The organism is Xanthomonas campestris pv. campestris str. ATCC 33913 (assembly GCF_000007145.1).
Lineage (GTDB): Bacteria > Pseudomonadota > Gammaproteobacteria > Xanthomonadales > Xanthomonadaceae > Xanthomonas > Xanthomonas campestris.
In genome coordinates this window covers 2,142,029-2,158,274 of sequence record NC_003902.1, presented here as the reverse complement: position 1 = coordinate 2,158,274, position 16,246 = coordinate 2,142,029, and the positions used below count along the sequence as shown (strand labels likewise).

The window sequence follows — 16,246 nt, the reverse complement described above, 5'->3', positions numbered from 1 at the left end:
GGCCACACCGTGACCGAAGCTCCGCCCTAGCATATGCAGTATCTGTGCCGTCGGCACGCGGCGGCACAAAAAAATCAGGCTTCCGGGCGCATGTAGGGGAACAGCAGCACGTCGCGAATGGAGGTACTGCCGGTCAGCAGCATCACCAGCCGATCGATACCGATGCCCAGCCCACCGGTCGGCGCCATTCCGTACTCCAGGGCACGGATGTAATCGGCGTCGTAATGCATCGCTTCGTCGTCGCCGCCGTCCTTCGCCTGCACCTGGGCCTGGAAACGCGCCGCCTGGTCTTCCGGGTCGTTGAGCTCCGAGAACCCGTTGGCCAGCTCCTTGCCATTGATGAAGAGCTCGAAGCGGTCGGTATACCCCGGCTCGGTGTCGCTGGCGCGTGCCAGCGGCGACACCTCGACCGGGTGGTCGGTGATGAAAGTCGGCTGCACCAGCGTGTGTTCGACGGTGGACTCGAAGATTTCCAGCAGCAGCTTGCCCCAGCCGTAGGACGGCTTGACCTTGATCTTGAGCCGCTCGCAATGGCGCAGCAGCGCGGCGCGGTCGGTGCAATCGGCCGCGCTGATCTCCGGGTTGTGGTGGCGCACTGCCTCATCCATGCGCCAGCGTCGGAAAGCCGGCGCCAAATCAATGTCGGCACCGTCCCAGCTGACCTGGGTGGTGCCGAGCACGCCCTGGGCGGTGTCGCGGATCACCTGCTCGGTCAGGTCCATGATCTCGTGGTACGTGGCATAGGCCTCGTAGAGCTCGAGCATGGTGAACTCGGGGTTGTGCCGGGTCGACACGCCTTCGTTGCGGAAATTGCGGTTGATCTCGTAGACGCGCTCCAGCCCACCGACCACCAGCCGCTTGAGGTACAGCTCCGGGGCCACGCGCAGGTACAGGTCCAGATCCAGTGCGTTGTGGTGGGTGGTGAACGGCTTGGCAGTGGCGCCGCCGGGGATGTAATGCATCATCGGCGTTTCAACTTCCAGGAAGCGGCGCGCGTCCAGCCAGGCGCGGATGGCGCGGATGATCTTGGAGCGCTTGATGAAGACCTCGCGCGCTTCCGGGGTGACGATCAGGTCCACATAGCGCTGGCGATAGCGCTGCTCCACGTCCGACAGGCCGTGCCACTTGTCCGGCAGCGGACGCAGCGACTTGGTCAGCAAACGCAGCGCAGTGGCCTTGACCGACAGCTCGCCGGTCTTGGTGCGGGTCAGCCCGCCCTCCACCGCCACGATGTCGCCCACGTCCCAGCCCTTGAAGGCGGTGTAGGCATCGCCCAGCACATTGCCCTGCAGGAACAACTGCACGCGCCCGGACTCGTCCTGGATCTGCGCGAAGCTGGCCTTGCCCATCACCCGCTTGGCCATCAACCGGCCCGCCAGCTTGACGCTGCGGTCGGCTGCTTCCAGCGCTTCGGCAGTCCAGGTTTCGGCCTCGGCGAACTCGGCCTGCAGATCGCCGGCAAAGTGGGTGCGCACGAAATCGTTCGGATAGGCGATGCCCTGGCCGCGCAACGCGCCCAGTTTCGCGCGCCGCTCGGCGATGAGGCTGTTCTCGTCGGCGGGGAGCTGCGGCGTGGGGGTCTGTTCGGTCATGGCGGGAATCGATCTGCAATGGGTCGGGCACGGGCCCGGTGGGGGTAAGGCGCCGGTGGGGTCGGCGCCGCTGCGACGGTGCAGCGCGATGGAACGATCGCGTAGCGGTGTCGCGTGGTGTGAGATCGCAAGGCGTCGCTGGCGAGCGACGCGGTCTCCGCAGTGCTGCAGTGCGCCGGTGCGACANNNCNCNGGCNCCGGCGCACCCCGGCACTCAGGCATCCAGGCGCTTGGAGCCCGCCGCCAGGCCGGCCTTGAGGCTGGCTTCGACGAATTCGTCCAGATCGCCATCGAGCACCTTCTGGGTGTCGCTGCGTTCGATGCCGGTGCGCAGATCCTTGATACGGCTCTGGTCGAGCACATAGTTGCGGATCTGGCTGCCCCAGCCGATGTCGGACTTGGTCGCTTCCAGCGCATCGCGCTCGACGTTGCGCTTCTGCACTTCCAGCTCGTACAACTTGGCGGCCAGCATCTTCATCGCGTTGTCGCGGTTCTGGTGCTGGCTGCGGCCGGTCTGGCAGGCGACCACGGTATTGGTCGGAATATGCGTGATGCGCACCGCCGACTCGGTCTTGTTGACGTGCTGGCCGCCGGCACCCGAGGAGCGGTAAACGTCGGTACGCAGATCGGCCGGATTGATGTCGATCTCGATGTTGTCGTCCACTTCCGGCGACACGAACACCGAGGTGAAGCTGGTATGCCGGCGGTTGTCGGAGTCGAACGGCGACTTGCGCACCAGCCGGTGCACGCCGATCTCGGTCTTCAACCAGCCATAGGCGTACTCGCCTTCGATGCGGATCGTGGCCGACTTGATGCCCGCGACTTCGCCGCCGGACACTTCCATCAGCTCGGTCTTCCAGCCGCGCGACTCGGCCCAGCGCAGATACATGCGCAGCAGGATTTCCGCCCAGTCCTGGGCTTCGGTACCGCCGGCGCCGGCCTGGATGTCGACGAACGCGTTGGCGCCGTCCATCTGCCCGGAGAACATGCGCTGGAATTCCAGCTTTTCGACGTGTGCCTGGTACTTGTCCAGGTCGGCGATCACCGCCACGGCGGTGTCTTCGTCCTGCTCGCTCTCGGCCAGGTCCAGCAACTCGCCGGCATCGGTGAGGCCGGCCAGCACATCGGCGATGCCGATGACGGTCTTTTCCAGCATGGAGCGCTCGCGTCCCAGCGCCTGGGCGCGCTCGGCGTCGTTCCAGACATCGGGGCTCTCAAGCTCCCGGCTGACTTCCTCTAGACGCTCTTTCTTGACGTCGTAGTCAAAGATACCCCCTGAGCGAGAGCACGCGATCGTTGAGATCGGTGATGCGCTGGCGGATCGGATTGGTTTCGATCATGACGGACTTCCGGCAAACAAGCCCGGTAGTTTAGCAAGCGGGCGGCGACGGCGGAACGCGGTGGCCATCCAGTTCAGCCCGGCACAACCGGCACCGCTGGCGCCTCGGCATGGCCGGCGGCCCGCCGCAGCGACGCCAGGTAACGGCGGCTGCACGGCAGCGGGCCATTGCCGGACAGGTGCACGCGCGCCTCGCCGGCGTCCAGCGGCTCGATGGAAACCACGCAGCCCAGGTTGACGATGTAGCTGCGATGGATCCGCACGAACACGGCCGGATCGAGCTTCGCCTCGATCGCCGTCATCGTGCTGCGCAGCGGATAATCGTGCCCGCGCACATGTAGATTGACGTAATTGCCGGACGCCTGCAGCCATTCGATATCGGCGGCGGCGACCAGGAAATCGCGCCCCAACTTACGCACCAGAAAGCGTCCGGGGCGCTCGAGCGACTCCACCGGCGCGCCTTCGTCGGGCGCAGCCAGCAGCCGCACTTCGCCCTGCAAGCGCCGCAACAGAAACCGGTAGCCGTGCATGCACGCGACGATGATCACGAAGGTGCGCACGTCCTTGAGATATTCGTAGACCAGTTCCTGCGGCCACGCGCCGAAATCGTAATGCTCGCCCAGCAGCCGATAGGCCAGCATGCGTAGCCCGACCATCGTCAGGACGTGCACCACCGAGACTGCCACGCTGACCAACAGATACCAGGGCAGCCGGCGCCACCAGGTATCCAGATGCAACGGCAGCTTGCGCGTGAACCAGCCAATGACGGGGACGAGCATCAGCAGCCAGACCAGGCCGCTGGACAGCTCCCAGACCCAGGGCTCCCAGCTTTGGATCGGCAGCCCGGCGCGCCGGCGATCCATCAACTCGGTGACCGCGTTGCCGCTGGCGTTGACCACCACCACCAGTAGCCAGAAGAACATGCCTGCGCTGCGCTGCCACGGCAGAAAGCGCTCCAGGGTCGTGCGGGCGGGGTCGGTGCTCATCCCCATATTCTAGGGCTGGCTCGGCCGGTCGCCCCCATTGCAGACGCCGTTCGTCCCTGAATCTCGCGATGTCGCCCCTATCCGCTGGCCGCCTGCAGCGCCGCCCCATGTAGTTGGCCCCCTATCGGCGATGGCAGAGGCAGCCAATGCAAAGGCGTCACGATCTGGACTGGCTGCGCGTCATCGCGTTTGGCCTGCTGGTGCTTTACCACGTCGGCATGGACTACGTGACCTGGGACTGGCACGTCAAAAGTCCCACCACCCAGCTGATGCTGCAGCCGGTCATGCTGCTCAGTAGCCCGTGGCGGATGTCGCTGCTGTTGCTGATTTCCGGTGTCGCCACAGCCTTCATGCTGCGCAGCAGGCCGGAGGGCTTGCTATATCGACGATCGCGCCAGTTGCTGCTGCCGCTGTTGTTCGGCATGGCCGTGATCGTGCCGCCACAGTCCTATTATCAAGTGGTGGAACAATGACCCGGCGGCTACCACGAGGGCTACCTGGCGTTTTATGCAAAGTATCTGAGCCCCACCAAGGATTCTGTGGCACCGACGGCGACTGTCTGCGCCTGCCGACCTGGAACCATCTGTGGTTCCTGCCTTACCTGTGGGCTTACACGCTGGTGGCCTGGTTCCTTTGGCGTCTGCTTCCTGCCGACGCGATGGTGCGGATACGCGCATGGACCGCGCGGGAAGTTCGGGGCTGGCGGGTGTTGCTGGTACCGGTGACGCTCCTGGCGCTGGCACGTCTGCTGCTGGTGGCTCGCTTCGAGCAGACCCATTGGCTATTCGACGATTGGTACAACCACGCGCGGTACCTGCCAATCTTCCTGATCGGAGTGCTGATTGCGCCAATGACCAGCGTCTGGGAGTCGCTGCAACGCCTGCGCTGGGTGGCACTGCTGCTGGCCGTTTGCAGCTATGCGTTGATGATCCACACCTTGTATTTATGCATTTACGATGACGCGCATCCCGCGCCCACCACGCTGCGCCTGCTCTTGCGGGTGCTGTGGGCGGTCGACCAGTGGTGCGCGATCGCCGCCGTCCTGGGCTTTGCCTACCGTTTCCGTCATGCAGACGGCGCCGCCTTGCGTTATCTCACCGCTGCCGTGTTTCCGGTCTATGTGCTGCATCAGACCATCATCGTGGTCCTGGCGCATTCCCTGAAGCCACTGGCACTGCCGCAACTGGTCGAGAGTGCGACGCTGATCGTCGTGACCGCCGCGCTGTGCCTGGCGGGCTACGAGGTCATCCGCAGACAGCGCTGGCTACGGCCGCTTTTTGGCCTGCCAGCGATGACAAGGCTGCGCGCGGCTCCCGTCATAAAGAAAGAGACGGCGACGTAGCGACGCCAGAGCCGGCCTTCGCTCGGGTGAAACTATTCGCGCATCTCGGGCCAATCGCCCGCTCGCCGTCCCCGTGGGACCGCAACTGGTCACACAGGGACGGCATTGCTCCCTTGGCACAGCTGTATGGGGCCAGATTGCCGAGGATGCGGGCACGCCTTCCAACGACACGACCATGAACGAGCGCCGCCACGATATCGATGCCTTGCGCGTCTTCGCTTTCGCACTGCTGATCCTCTATCACGTGGGCATGGCCTACGTGGCCGGCTGGGAGTTCCACCTCAAGAGTGCCTATACCACCGAGTGGTTACAGGCGCCGATGATCGTTCTCAACCGCTGGCGCATGCCGCTGCTGTTTATGATCTCCGGCATTGCGATCGGGCTGGCGCGTGCGGAACGCGCGCCGTGGCAGTTCGCATGGCGACGCTGCGGCCGGTTATTGCCTCCATTGCTGTTCGGCATGTTCGTGGTGGTGGCGGTGCAGGCGTACTGCCAGGGCGTGACGAATGGAAAGGTCAGCCCGGGCTTTGGCGCCTTCCTGCTGCGCTATTGGCAGGTGCGTCCCTGGCCGGCCGGCAGCTTCGATGGCGGGGAGCACGGCATCACATGGAACCATCTGTGGTATCTGGCCTACTTGCTGCCGTACACGCTGTTGCTCCTGGCGCTAATGGCGCTGGCCCGCGCGCTGCCGACGCTGGCACTGCCACGGCTGCCCGCCGCCGTGCTGGTACCGGCGCTCTTGCTGCTGCCGATCCTGTGGGAAAGCGTCTGCGTGCTGTGGCTGCTGCCGCGCTACCCGCCCACCCACGCCTTGGTCGGCGACTGGTTCGTGCATGCCGAATCGTTCCCGTTGTTCCTGCTGGGCTATCTGCTGGCGCATAACACGCGCTTTTGGCGCTGGGCGGTGCAGTTGCGCTGGCTCACCTTGGCGAGCGCGGTGCTGGCAATCACGGTGGAGCTGACCTTGCGGGCGGGCGGCCAATCGCTACTGCCGGCCGGCTTGCAAACCGCTCTGGCCGCGCTGCCGCTGGGGACGATCGAGCGCCTCGCGCGCGCTGCCTATACGTGGCTGGCCTTGCTCGCTTTGCTGGGCTGGGCGCGGCATCGCCTCAACCGCCCGTTCGCCTGGTTGCCGTACTGCACCGAGGCCGTGTTTCCCTGGTACATCCTGCATCAGAGCCTGATCATCGTCGCGTTGTACTGGCTGGCGCCATTCAAACTCGGTGCGTGGCTGGAGCCGGCCTTGGTGCTGGCGGCGACCGTGGCCGGATGCCTGTTGCTGCATGAGCTGGTCATCCGCCGCCTGCGCTGGCTGCGTCCCTTGTTCGGCGTGCCAGCGCGTCCCCGCGCCGCGCCCGCTGTGGGCACGGGTGTTTCTGCGGCTGCTGAGCACCCAGGCGAGCCTAGGCAGCGCGATCAACGCGGCACATTGCCCTAACCCGCGCCAACCGTGCTCCGCCGCGGGATGGACGGCAACTGCCGGCGGCACGCAAGATGCGCTTCCGTTCCTGTTGTTGAAGATCATCGATGCGCCCTTCCCTGTGTACCGCCCTGTTGTTGCTCTCGCCTGTCGCCGCGCTCGCCGCGCCTGCCACCAGCGTCGATTTCAGTCACGACGACTGGACCATCGCCTGCGACAACACCCGCACCTGCCGCGCTGCCGGCTACCAGGCCGATGACAGCGACCCGCCGGTTTCGGTGTTGCTCACCCGCAAGGCCGGTGCCGGCCAGGCGGTGACGGCGGAGCTGATGCTGGGCCAGTACGACAAGGTCAAGATGCCGGCCTCGCTTAGCCTGCAGATCGATCAGCGCAACCAGGGCAAGCTGGCGCTGGATGGCAAGCGCGGCACTGCGGTGCTGACCAGTGCGCAGGTCGGCGCGCTGCTGGCGGCGTTGCCACGCAGCAGCAAGATCGTGGCGCTCGGCAACGATGGCCGGCGCTGGCAGTTGTCCGATCGCGGCGCGGCCGCGGTGCTGCTGAAAATGGACGAATTCCAGGGCCGGATCGGCACGCGCGGGGCACTGGTGCGCAAGGGCGACCGCGACGAAACCGCCGTGCTGCCGCCGTTGCCGGCACCCCAGGTCCGCGCGGCCAAGCTCGCCGCAGCGCAGGCAGGCGACGCACGCCTGGGCACGCTGCCGGCGCTGTATCAGGCGCTGCGCGCCACCCTTCCTGCCGATGAGGAGTGCAAGGGGCTCGACGCCAGCGATGCGTCGGAACCGCTGAACGTCACGCGCCTGACCAACGACAAGCTGCTGGTTTCCACCGATTGCTGGATGGGCGCCTACAACATCGGCACCGGCTTCTGGGTCGTGAATGCGCGCGCACCGTTCACCCCAACCCTGGTGACCCTACATGCCAGCGATCTGGATGGCGCCACCATCCTGGAGTCGCAGAAGGGTCGCGGCCTGGGCGACTGCTACAGCCAGGCAGCGTGGACCTGGGATGGCCGCCGCTTCGTGCTGACCTCCAAGTCCACCTCCGGCCTGTGCCGGCTGGTCGCCGCCGGCGGCGCCTGGGAGCTGCCAACCGTGGTGGCCGACGTCAAACAATAACCTGCCCGATCACCCGGCCGGCGCATCGTCAACGGCGCGGTCTGCAGCACGGCAGATCGCGCCAGGCCTGCGCCCGGAGCGCACCTCTCAACCCGCTGACGCCGCCGGCTCGCAGTGCTCGACGATGAGCTGTACCGCAGTGCCACCGCGGTAGTCGTCGCCGACCAGTCGATAGGCGATGCGCACCGTGCGCGCCGGCTCGCTGCCGCGCCAGCCATTGAAGTGGATGGCGTTGAGCGGCTCGGCGCGCCCGGCGCAGCGCAAGGTCAGCTTGAGGTGGCGCTCCTTGAGCAGGCGCCATTGCAGCACCTCGAATTGCCCATCGAACAGCGGTTCGGGAAAGCCCTGCCCCCACGGCCCGGCGGCACGCAGCGCTTCGGCATGCAGATGATCGAGTTCGTGCGCGGCCAGCTCGCCATCGCTGTGCAATTCGGCCTGCAACAGCGAGGCATCGACCATCGCCTGCACCTGGGTCTGAAACGCCTGCTCGAACGCGGCCAACGCGCGGTGCTCCAGGCTCAGGCCGGCCGCCATCGCATGCCCGCCGAACTTCTGGATCAGCCCCGGATGGCGCGCATCCACCGCCGCCAGCACGTCGCGGATATGCAGGCCGGGAATGGAGCGCGCCGAGCCACGCAACTGGTCGCTGCCCGGCTCGGCCGGTGCCAGCGCGATCACCGGACGGTGCAGGCGGTCCTTGAGCTTGGAGGCGACCAGGCCGATCACGCCAGGGTGCCATTCAGGGTCGAACAGGCAGGCCGCCATCGGCAGCGCGCCATCGGCAGCCAGCATCACCTTGGTGACGGCCTGCTCGGCATCGTCGGTCATCAACTGCTGGACCGCACGACGCTCGGCGTTGATTTCTTCCAGCAGGCCGGCGATCTCGCGCGCCCGGCTCCAGTCCTCGCACAGCAACAGTTCGATGCCCAGTGCCATGTCTTCGAGCCGGCCGGCGGCGTTGAGACGTGGCGCCAACGCAAACCCGATATCGCTGGCACTCAGCCGCGCCGCATCGCGGCCACTGGCGTCGATCAACGCACGCAGGCCGATACAGCCTTTGCCGTCACGCAGGCGGCGCAGGCCCGCCGACACCAGTGCGCGGTTATTGGTGTCCAGCGGCACCAGATCGGCCACCGTGCCCACCGCCACCAGATCCAGCAGCACGGACAGATCCGGTTCTGCCCGCTCGGCAAACGCCCCGCGTGCGCGCAACACGCCACGCAAGGCCAGCAGCACGTAGAAGATCACCCCGACCCCGGCCAACGTCTTGCTCGGGAAACTGTCCTGCACCAGGTTGGGGTCCACGATTGCATCGGCCGGCGGCAAGACCTCGCCGGGCAAATGGTGATCTGTGACCAGCACGGTCCAGCCGCGTGCCTTGGCCGCCGCAACACCGGCATGGCAGGCGATGCCGTGATCGACGGTGACCAGCAGATCCGGCTGCAGTGCAGCCAGTTCGTCCACCAGCGCCGGTGACAGACCATAGCCATGCACCATGCGGTTGGGCACCGCATGGTGCACATCCAGCGCACCCAGCATGCGCAGACCGCGCACGCCGACTGCGCACGCGGTAGCGCCATCGCAATCGAAGTCGCCTACCACCAGGATGCGCCGTTGGGCGGCGATCGCATCGGCCAACAGTTCGGCCGCGACGCGGCTGTTGTGCAACAACTCCGGCGACAACAGCTGGCCGAGCCGCGGGTGCGCGCCGTGCACATCGACCACGCCGCGCGCGGCGTAGATCCGCCGCAACAACGGCAGCATTGCGTCGGGCCAGGTGCCGCCCTGCCCCGGCGGGCGTCGCACAATCGTGGGGCTGGAGGTCATTGCACCAGCTGCAGGCGCGGCTTCCGCCAGAACCGCCAGCGCTGCGTGCGCTGCAGCGTCAGGGTCTTGCCGTCCTGGAAATCCAGCACCAGGCGATCGAGTTCGCCGCGCGCGATGGCGGCGAGCAATGGCGCCACCGCATCGGCACTGAACTGCTCCAGCGAGCGCAGGTGGCGCAGATCCACCAGCGCATCCACGCGCTGCTCGCCCTGCGCATCGGCACCTGCGGCAAGCGCCAGCGAACGCAGCAACGAATCGCGACTGCGTACCTGGCGGTGCGGCGAGGTCACTGCGTGCGGCAACACGCCGCCACCCCAGAACCACAGCGAATTGATCGGCGGCTTGCCGCTGGCCACGCGCCCCTCGTTCCAGGGATGCTGGTGCAGCACCACCTGGGCTTCGGTCAGCAGCGCGCGCCAGCGCCGGCCCGTGTCGCCGGCCGGCAAATGATCGAACAGGTCTTCACCGATCGCCGCTTCGGGTGAGGCGAACTCCGGCAGCTGTGCATCCGGCGACAGCCGCAGATACCAGCGCGAGGGCGTGGGTGCATCCAGCAGAAAACCGGCATCGCCAAACATCGGCTTGAGCACCGGCAACAGCATCACCAGATCTTCGGCGGTGGCGCCCAGTGCTTCGCCGTAACCCATCAAGCGCGCGCCCTGCATGTCCGGCACCACATAGGCCGGATCAGCGCGGACCCAGGTCGCGCCAGCGGCGTCGCCGGCATCGAGCTGACGCGTCAGCGCCGCCACCGGCCACTGGCGCGGGGTGAGCGCGAAATGGCGCTGCAACTGCGCCACTTCGCCAGCCTCGGCCAGCTGCACATCGGCGCGCGCCAGTGCACGCGCCACCGCTGCATCGCCCAGGGTTCCGGGCAGGCGGCGGCGTTCCGGCAGCAGCAGGGTCGCGGTGGTCATCGATCAGTCGAGATACGCCACACTGACGACTTCGTATTCGCGCTGCCCGGCCGGCGCATCGATGGTCACCGAATCGCCTTCCAGCTTGCCGATCAGCGCACGCGCCAGCGGTGAGGAGATCGCGATCAGGCCCAGCTTGATGTCGGCCTCCAGATCGCCAACGATCTGGTAGCGCTTCTCTTCGTCGGTTTCGGTATCGGCCAGCGTCACGGTGGCACCGAACACGATCTTGGTGCCGGCCGCCAGCTTGGTGATGTCGATGATCTCGGCATGCGACAGCTCGCCCTCCAGCTGCTTGATGCGGCCTTCGATGAAGCTCTGCTGCTCGCGCGCGGCGTGGTACTCGGCGTTTTCCTTGAGGTCGCCGTGCGCACGCGCTTCGGCAATCGCAGTGATCACCGCCGGGCGCTTGACCGACTTCAGGTGGTCCAGTTCCTCGCGCAGACGCTGCGCGCCCTTGGACGTCATGGGGGCTCTCATGCTTCCAGCTCCTTGTGCAGTTCCTGCAGCGACCAGACGGGGCCGGTGCCGCGGAATTCCAGTGAATGCACCAGCGCCTTGGCGCCGGCGACGGTGGTCGAATAGGTCACGCGATGCTGCAGCGCTTCACGACGGATCGAGAACGAATCGGAGATCGCCGCGCGCCCTTCGGTGGTGTTGACGATGTAGACGATCTCGCCGTTCTTGATCGAGTCGACGATATGCGGCCGCCCTTCGGCCACCTTGTTGACGATCTCACAGCTCAGGCCGTGCTGCTGCAACCACGCACCGGTGCCACGCGTGGCCACCAGGGTGAAGCCGCGCTCCACCAGGGCCTGGGCCACCGGCAACACGCGCTGCTTGTCCGGGTCGCGCACCGACACGAAGGCCTTGCCCAGCGGCGGCGCCTTGATGCCGCCGGCTTCCTGGGCGCGCGCAAACGCGGCGCCGAAGCTGCGGCCCACGCCCATCACCTCACCGGTGGAGCGCATCTCCGGCCCGAGGATCGGGTCCACGCCCTGGAACTTGGCGAACGGGAAGATCGCCTCTTTCACCGAATAGTAGTCCGGCACGATTTCCTTGGTGGCGCCCTGCTCGGCCAGCGTCTTGCCGGCCATGCAGCGCGCAGCGATCTTGGCCAGCGGCATGCCGGTGGCCTTGGACACGAACGGCACGGTGCGCGAGGCACGCGGGTTCACTTCCAGCAGGTACACGATGTCATCGCCGGCGTCGTTGACCTGCACCGCGAACTGGGTGTTCATCAGGCCAACCACATTCAGGCCTTCGGCCAGCATCACCACCTGACGACGCAGCTCGGCCTGGGTTTCGGCCGACAGCGAGTACGGCGGCAGCGAGCAGGATGAATCGCCCGAATGCACGCCGGCTTCTTCGATATGCTCCATCACCCCGCCGATCAGCACGTTGCCGTCCTTGTCGGCAATGATGTCCACGTCCACTTCCACCGCGTTGTCGAGGAAGCGGTCCAGCAACACCGGCGAATCGTTGGAGACCTTCACCGCATCGCGCACATAGCGCGCCAGGTCGGATTCGCCATACACGATCTCCATCGCGCGGCCGCCCAGCACATAGCTCGGGCGCACCACCAACGGGTAGCCGATTTCGCGCGCCAGCACTAAGGCCTCGTCGGCATTGCGGGCAATGCGGTTCGGCGGCTGCTTCAGGCCCAGCTTGTCGACCAGCTGCTGGAAGCGCTCGCGATCTTCCGCCAGATCGATCGAGTCCGGCGAGGTACCGATCACCGGCACGCCGTTGGCTTCCAGCGCACGCGCCAGCTTCAGCGGGGTCTGGCCGCCGTACTGCACGATCACGCCCTTGGGCTGCTCCAGCTCGACGATCTCCAGCACGTCTTCCAGCGTCAGCGGCTCGAAGTACAGGCGGTCGGAGGTGTCGTAGTCGGTGGAGACGGTTTCCGGGTTGCAGTTGACCATGATGGTCTCGAAGCCGTCATCGCGCAGCGCCAGTGCCGCGTGCACGCAGCAGTAGTCGAACTCGATGCCCTGCCCGATGCGGTTGGGGCCACCGCCCAGGATCATGATCTTGTCGCGGTTGCTCGGCAGCGCTTCGCACTCGTCCTCGTAGGTCGAATACAGGTACGCAGTGCTGGTGGCGAATTCAGCCGCGCACGAGTCCACGCGCTTGTACACCGGGCGCACCTTGAGCGCGCGGCGCAGCGTGCGCACGGCTTCTTCGTTGGTGCCGATGAGCTCGGCCAGGCGTGCGTCGGAGAAACCGGCGCGCTTGAGCAGGCGCAGGCGTGGGGCATCCAGTGCCGCCATGCCATCGTCGGCCAGCTGCTGCTCGAGGCTGATCAGCTCTTCGATCTGGTCCAGGAACCAGGGGTCGATGAACGACAGAGCATACACATCGGCCACGCTCATGCCGGCACGGAACGCATCGCCCACGTAGAACAGACGCTCCGGGCCCGGGGCCTTGAGCTCGCGCTTGAGCGCGGCCATGTCGTCTTCGCTGCCCAGATCCAGGCCGGTCGGGTCCAGGCCGATCTTGCCGGTTTCCAGGCCACGCAGGGCTTTCTGCAGCGATTCCTGGAAGGTGCGGCCCATCGCCATGACTTCGCCGACCGACTTCATCTGCGTGGTCAGGCGTGCATCGGCCTGCGGGAATTTTTCAAAGGCAAAGCGCGGAATCTTGGTGACCACGTAATCGATCGACGGCTCGAACGAGGCCGGGGTCAGGCCACCGGTGATCTCGTTCTTCAACTCGTCCAGCGTGTAGCCCACCGCCAGCTTCGCGGCGACCTTGGCGATCGGGAAGCCGGTGGCCTTGGACGCCAGCGCCGACGAACGCGACACGCGCGGGTTCATTTCGATCACCACCACCCGGCCGGTGGTCGGGCTGATGCCGAACTGCACGTTGGAGCCGCCGGTATCCACGCCGATCTTGCGCAGCACCGCGATCGAGGCATCGCGCAGGCGCTGATATTCCTTGTCGGTGAGCGTCTGCGCCGGCGCCACGGTGATCGAGTCACCGGTGTGCACGCCCATCGGGTCGAGGTTTTCGATCGCGCACACGATGATGCAGTTGTCCGCGGTATCGCGCACAACTTCCATCTCGAATTCCTTCCAGCCCAGCACCGATTCTTCCACCAGCACCTCGGTGGTCGGCGACAGTTCCAGGCCGCGGCCGACGATGTCGATCAGCTCTTCGCGGTTGTACGCAATGCCGCCACCGCTGCCACCCAGCGTGAAGCTGGGGCGGATGATGGTCGGATAGCCGACGCGGGTCTGGATATCCAGCGCTTCTTCCAGCGTGTGCGCCACTTCGGCCCGGGGGCAATCCAGGCCGATCTCGCCCATCGCCACGCGGAACAGCTCGCGGTCTTCGGCCATGCGGATCGCTTCGCGCTTGGCACCGATCAGCTCGACGTTGTACTTCTCCAGCACGCCGTGGTCGGCCAGGTCCAGCGCGCAGTTCAGCGCGGTCTGGCCGCCCATCGTCGGCAGCAGGGCATCGGGCTTTTCCTTGGCGATGATCTTTTCGACCGTCTGCCAGTTGATCGGCTCGATGTACACGGCGTCGGCCATGTTCGGGTCGGTCATGATCGTGGCCGGGTTGCTGTTGACCAGCACCACGCGATAACCCTCGTCACGCAGCGCCTTGCACGCCTGCGCGCCGGAGTAGTCGAACTCGCAGGCCTGGCCGATGACGATCGGGCCAGCGCCGATGATCAGGATGGTTTTAAGGTCGGTGCGCTTTGGCATTGTCTTCTCTAAGTCTGGACAGCGTGACAAATAGGGGGAGTGATCGGACGCTGTCGATCAGGAAACGGCATCGGCGGTCAGCACGATGCCGCACTGCGCCTTCAGGTCTTTCGCCATGCGTGCTTCGTGGTCCTCGGGCATCGGCGAGGCGGCATCCAGCGCGGCCATCAGGCGTGCGCCGGAGGGGCTGCGCAGGAACGTGTCCAGCTCGGCATGTGCCTTCTCGTCCAGCCCTGCACCGGCCCTGTCGGCAATCGTCTGCGCGTTGGACCCGGCAAACACGCTCGCCAGCGACTTGCCGGCGGAGGTGTCCAGAAACTGCGCCCAATCGGCAACCACCTGCGCGCCGTCGGCGCCGAGACCGGCGATCATCGAGCTGCGAAAGCCTTGGTCGATCATGTCCTGGATCGGCTTGCGCGCGCAGACACGCTGCGCCTCATCCAGTGCGCTCAACGATGGCGTGCTCTTGACCGTCAAGTCGGCCATGTCGGTTCCAAGCCCGCCCATGCCCAACCGGGTCACCAGCGTCTTGACCGCGCCATCGCTGGCTGGCGCGGCATGCACCACGCCCACCGTGCAGCACAGCGCCAGCAGCAGGCATACCCGCATCAAGACTTCGCCTCGGCCATCGATGCGACAAACCGATCGAACAACGGCCCGACATCGCGCGGGCCCGGCGAGGCTTCCGGGTGGCCCTGGAACGAGAATGCCGGCGCGTCGGTCAGGGCGATGCCCTGGTTGGTGCCATCGAACAGCGAGCGATGGGTCACCCGCACGTTGGCCGGCAACGTGGTCTCATCCACCGCAAAGCCATGGTTCTGCGAGGTGATCATCACCCGGCCGCCATCCAGATCCTGCACGGGGTGATTCGCGCCGTGGTGGCCGGTAGCCATCTTGACCGTCTTGGCGCCGGCGGCGAGCGCCAGCAACTGGTGGCCCAGGCAGATGCCGAAGGTGGGTACCTTCTTGGCGATCAACTCCTGGATCGCGCTGATGGCGTAATCGCAGGGCTCCGGGTCGCCCGGGCCGTTGGACAGGAACACGCCGTCGGGCTGCATCGCCAGCACCTCGGCCACCGGCGTGCGTGCCGGCACCACGGTGACGTCGCAGCCGCGCTCGGCCAGCATGCGCAGGATGTTGATCTTGACGCCGTAGTCGTAGGCCACGACCTTGAACTTCAGCTCGGCCTGCACGAAGGCGTTCGCGTTTAGGTCCAGCTGACCTTCCTGCCACTGATAGGTGGTTTCGGTGGAGACCACCTTGGCCAGGTCCATGCCCTTCAGGCCGGGGAACTTGCGCGCGGCTTCCAATGCCTTTTCGACATCGATCTCGCCGGCCATCAGTGCACCGTTCTGCGCACCCTTCTCGCGCAGCAGACGGGTCAACTTGCGGGTGTCGATGCCGGAGATGGCCACCACGCCGCGGGTCTGCAACCAAGCCGGCAGCGCCACCTGATTGCGCCAGCTGCTGGGGCGGCGCGGCACATCGCGCACGATCAGGCCGGCGGCCCACACCTGCTTGGCCTCGTCGTCCTGATCGTTGAAACCGGTGTTGCCGATATGCGGATAGGTCAGCGTGACCATCTGGCGGGCGTAGGACGGATCGGTCAGGACTTCCTGGTAACCGGTCATGGCGGTGTTGAACACCACTTCGCCGACGGATAGCCCGTTGGCGCCTACGGATTCGCCCTCGAACACGGTGCCGTCTTCGAGGACAAGGATTGCGGGTTGGGTCACGTGGGGTCTCGCTCTGGCTGCCTGGGACTCCGATGCGCTCCCGGCCAAATTCCGGTTGCAGCAAAGCGCGGACGCGGTGCTGGGGACCGGTCCGACGCTAGGTTCGGGCAAGCGAGAATTGTAAAGGCAAGTGCCCCGGCATGCCAGTGCGCGGCACACCGATCAGCGCGGGCGCCGCATCGCTGCCAGGTGAATACGGCCCGCTGGCATGCGTCCATTCATGTACCGGACG

13 protein-coding genes are annotated in these 16,246 nt (G+C 66.2%); 4 read left to right on the top strand and 9 right to left on the bottom strand.

The genetic code is table 11. From position 1 onward, the window contains the following. Positions 1 to 74: 74 nt before the first annotated feature. The 3 genes from lysS to XCC_RS09640 all read right to left on the bottom strand — a co-directional run bounded on the left by lysS (position 75) and on the right by XCC_RS09640 (position 3,854). Positions 75 to 1,592 (bottom strand): lysine--tRNA ligase, encoded by a 1,518-nt coding sequence (lysS, locus tag XCC_RS09650; RefSeq protein WP_011037023.1) that lies wholly within the window; start codon positions 1,590 to 1,592, stop codon positions 75 to 77. A gap of 214 nt (positions 1,593 to 1,806) precedes the next feature. Continuing rightward, positions 1,807 to 2,932, bottom strand: a protein-coding gene (gene prfB / locus XCC_RS09645) for a peptide chain release factor 2 (protein ID WP_100097357.1) whose coding sequence is annotated in 2 segments (ribosomal slippage) — positions 1,807 to 2,856 and positions 2,858 to 2,932 — 1,125 coding nt in all. Because the reading frame shifts where the segments join, the coding sequence is not laid out codon by codon here. Between the two features lie 73 nt (positions 2,933 to 3,005). Continuing rightward, positions 3,006 to 3,854, bottom strand: coding sequence for a LytTR family DNA-binding domain-containing protein (locus XCC_RS09640; RefSeq protein ID WP_228442243.1), 849 nt, complete (start codon positions 3,852 to 3,854; stop codon positions 3,006 to 3,008). A 209-nt stretch (positions 3,855 to 4,063) separates the two neighbouring features. Between XCC_RS09640 and XCC_RS22555 the strand changes: the two genes are divergently transcribed. The 4 genes from XCC_RS22555 (at position 4,064) to XCC_RS09620 (ending at position 7,815) form a co-directional block, all read left to right on the top strand. Further along, positions 4,064 to 4,390 carry an acyltransferase family protein gene (locus tag XCC_RS22555; RefSeq protein ID WP_011037020.1) on the top strand — a complete coding sequence of 109 codons (327 nt, stop codon included), beginning with the start codon at positions 4,064 to 4,066 and terminating at the stop codon, positions 4,388 to 4,390. Between the two features lie 146 nt (positions 4,391 to 4,536). Beyond that, the gene (locus XCC_RS09630; RefSeq protein ID WP_274400778.1) at positions 4,537 to 5,259 is read left to right on the top strand and encodes an acyltransferase family protein; all 723 of its coding nucleotides are present in this window, start codon (positions 4,537 to 4,539) and stop codon (positions 5,257 to 5,259) included. A gap of 175 nt (positions 5,260 to 5,434) precedes the next feature. After that, positions 5,435 to 6,697 (top strand): acyltransferase family protein, encoded by a 1,263-nt coding sequence (locus XCC_RS09625; RefSeq protein WP_019237697.1) that lies wholly within the window; start codon positions 5,435 to 5,437, stop codon positions 6,695 to 6,697. Between the two features lie 89 nt (positions 6,698 to 6,786). Continuing rightward, positions 6,787 to 7,815: a DUF1176 domain-containing protein gene (locus XCC_RS09620; protein WP_011037017.1), complete on the top strand. Its 1,029-nt coding sequence runs from the start codon at positions 6,787 to 6,789 to the stop codon at positions 7,813 to 7,815. Positions 7,816 to 7,902: 87 nt separating this feature from the next. On the opposite strand, the gene recJ is transcribed toward XCC_RS09620, so the two are convergent. The 6 genes from recJ to carA are packed head-to-tail and all read right to left on the bottom strand — an operon-like array spanning position 7,903 to position 16,014. Continuing rightward, positions 7,903 to 9,642 carry a single-stranded-DNA-specific exonuclease RecJ gene (gene recJ, locus XCC_RS09615; RefSeq protein ID WP_011037016.1) on the bottom strand — a complete coding sequence of 580 codons (1,740 nt, stop codon included), beginning with the start codon at positions 9,640 to 9,642 and terminating at the stop codon, positions 7,903 to 7,905. After that, positions 9,639 to 10,559: a hypothetical protein gene (locus tag XCC_RS09610; RefSeq protein ID WP_011037015.1), complete on the bottom strand. Its 921-nt coding sequence runs from the start codon at positions 10,557 to 10,559 to the stop codon at positions 9,639 to 9,641. Before XCC_RS09610 ends, recJ begins: the two co-directional genes overlap by 4 nt. A gap of 3 nt (positions 10,560 to 10,562) precedes the next feature. Then, positions 10,563 to 11,027 carry a transcription elongation factor GreA gene (gene greA / locus XCC_RS09605; RefSeq protein ID WP_014507602.1) on the bottom strand — a complete coding sequence of 155 codons (465 nt, stop codon included), beginning with the start codon at positions 11,025 to 11,027 and terminating at the stop codon, positions 10,563 to 10,565. 8 nt (positions 11,028 to 11,035) lie between these two features. After that, positions 11,036 to 14,278, bottom strand: coding sequence for a carbamoyl-phosphate synthase large subunit (gene carB, locus XCC_RS09600; protein ID WP_011037013.1), 3,243 nt, complete (start codon positions 14,276 to 14,278; stop codon positions 11,036 to 11,038). 57 nt (positions 14,279 to 14,335) lie between these two features. Beyond that, a complete protein-coding gene (locus XCC_RS09595; RefSeq protein ID WP_011037012.1) occupies positions 14,336 to 14,887 on the bottom strand; it encodes a hypothetical protein in 552 nt (183 codons plus the stop codon). Beyond that, positions 14,887 to 16,014, bottom strand: coding sequence for a glutamine-hydrolyzing carbamoyl-phosphate synthase small subunit (carA, locus tag XCC_RS09590; protein ID WP_011037011.1), 1,128 nt, complete (start codon positions 16,012 to 16,014; stop codon positions 14,887 to 14,889). The genes XCC_RS09595 and carA overlap by 1 nt, the downstream gene beginning before the upstream one ends. Positions 16,015 to 16,246: the final 232 nt, after the last annotated feature.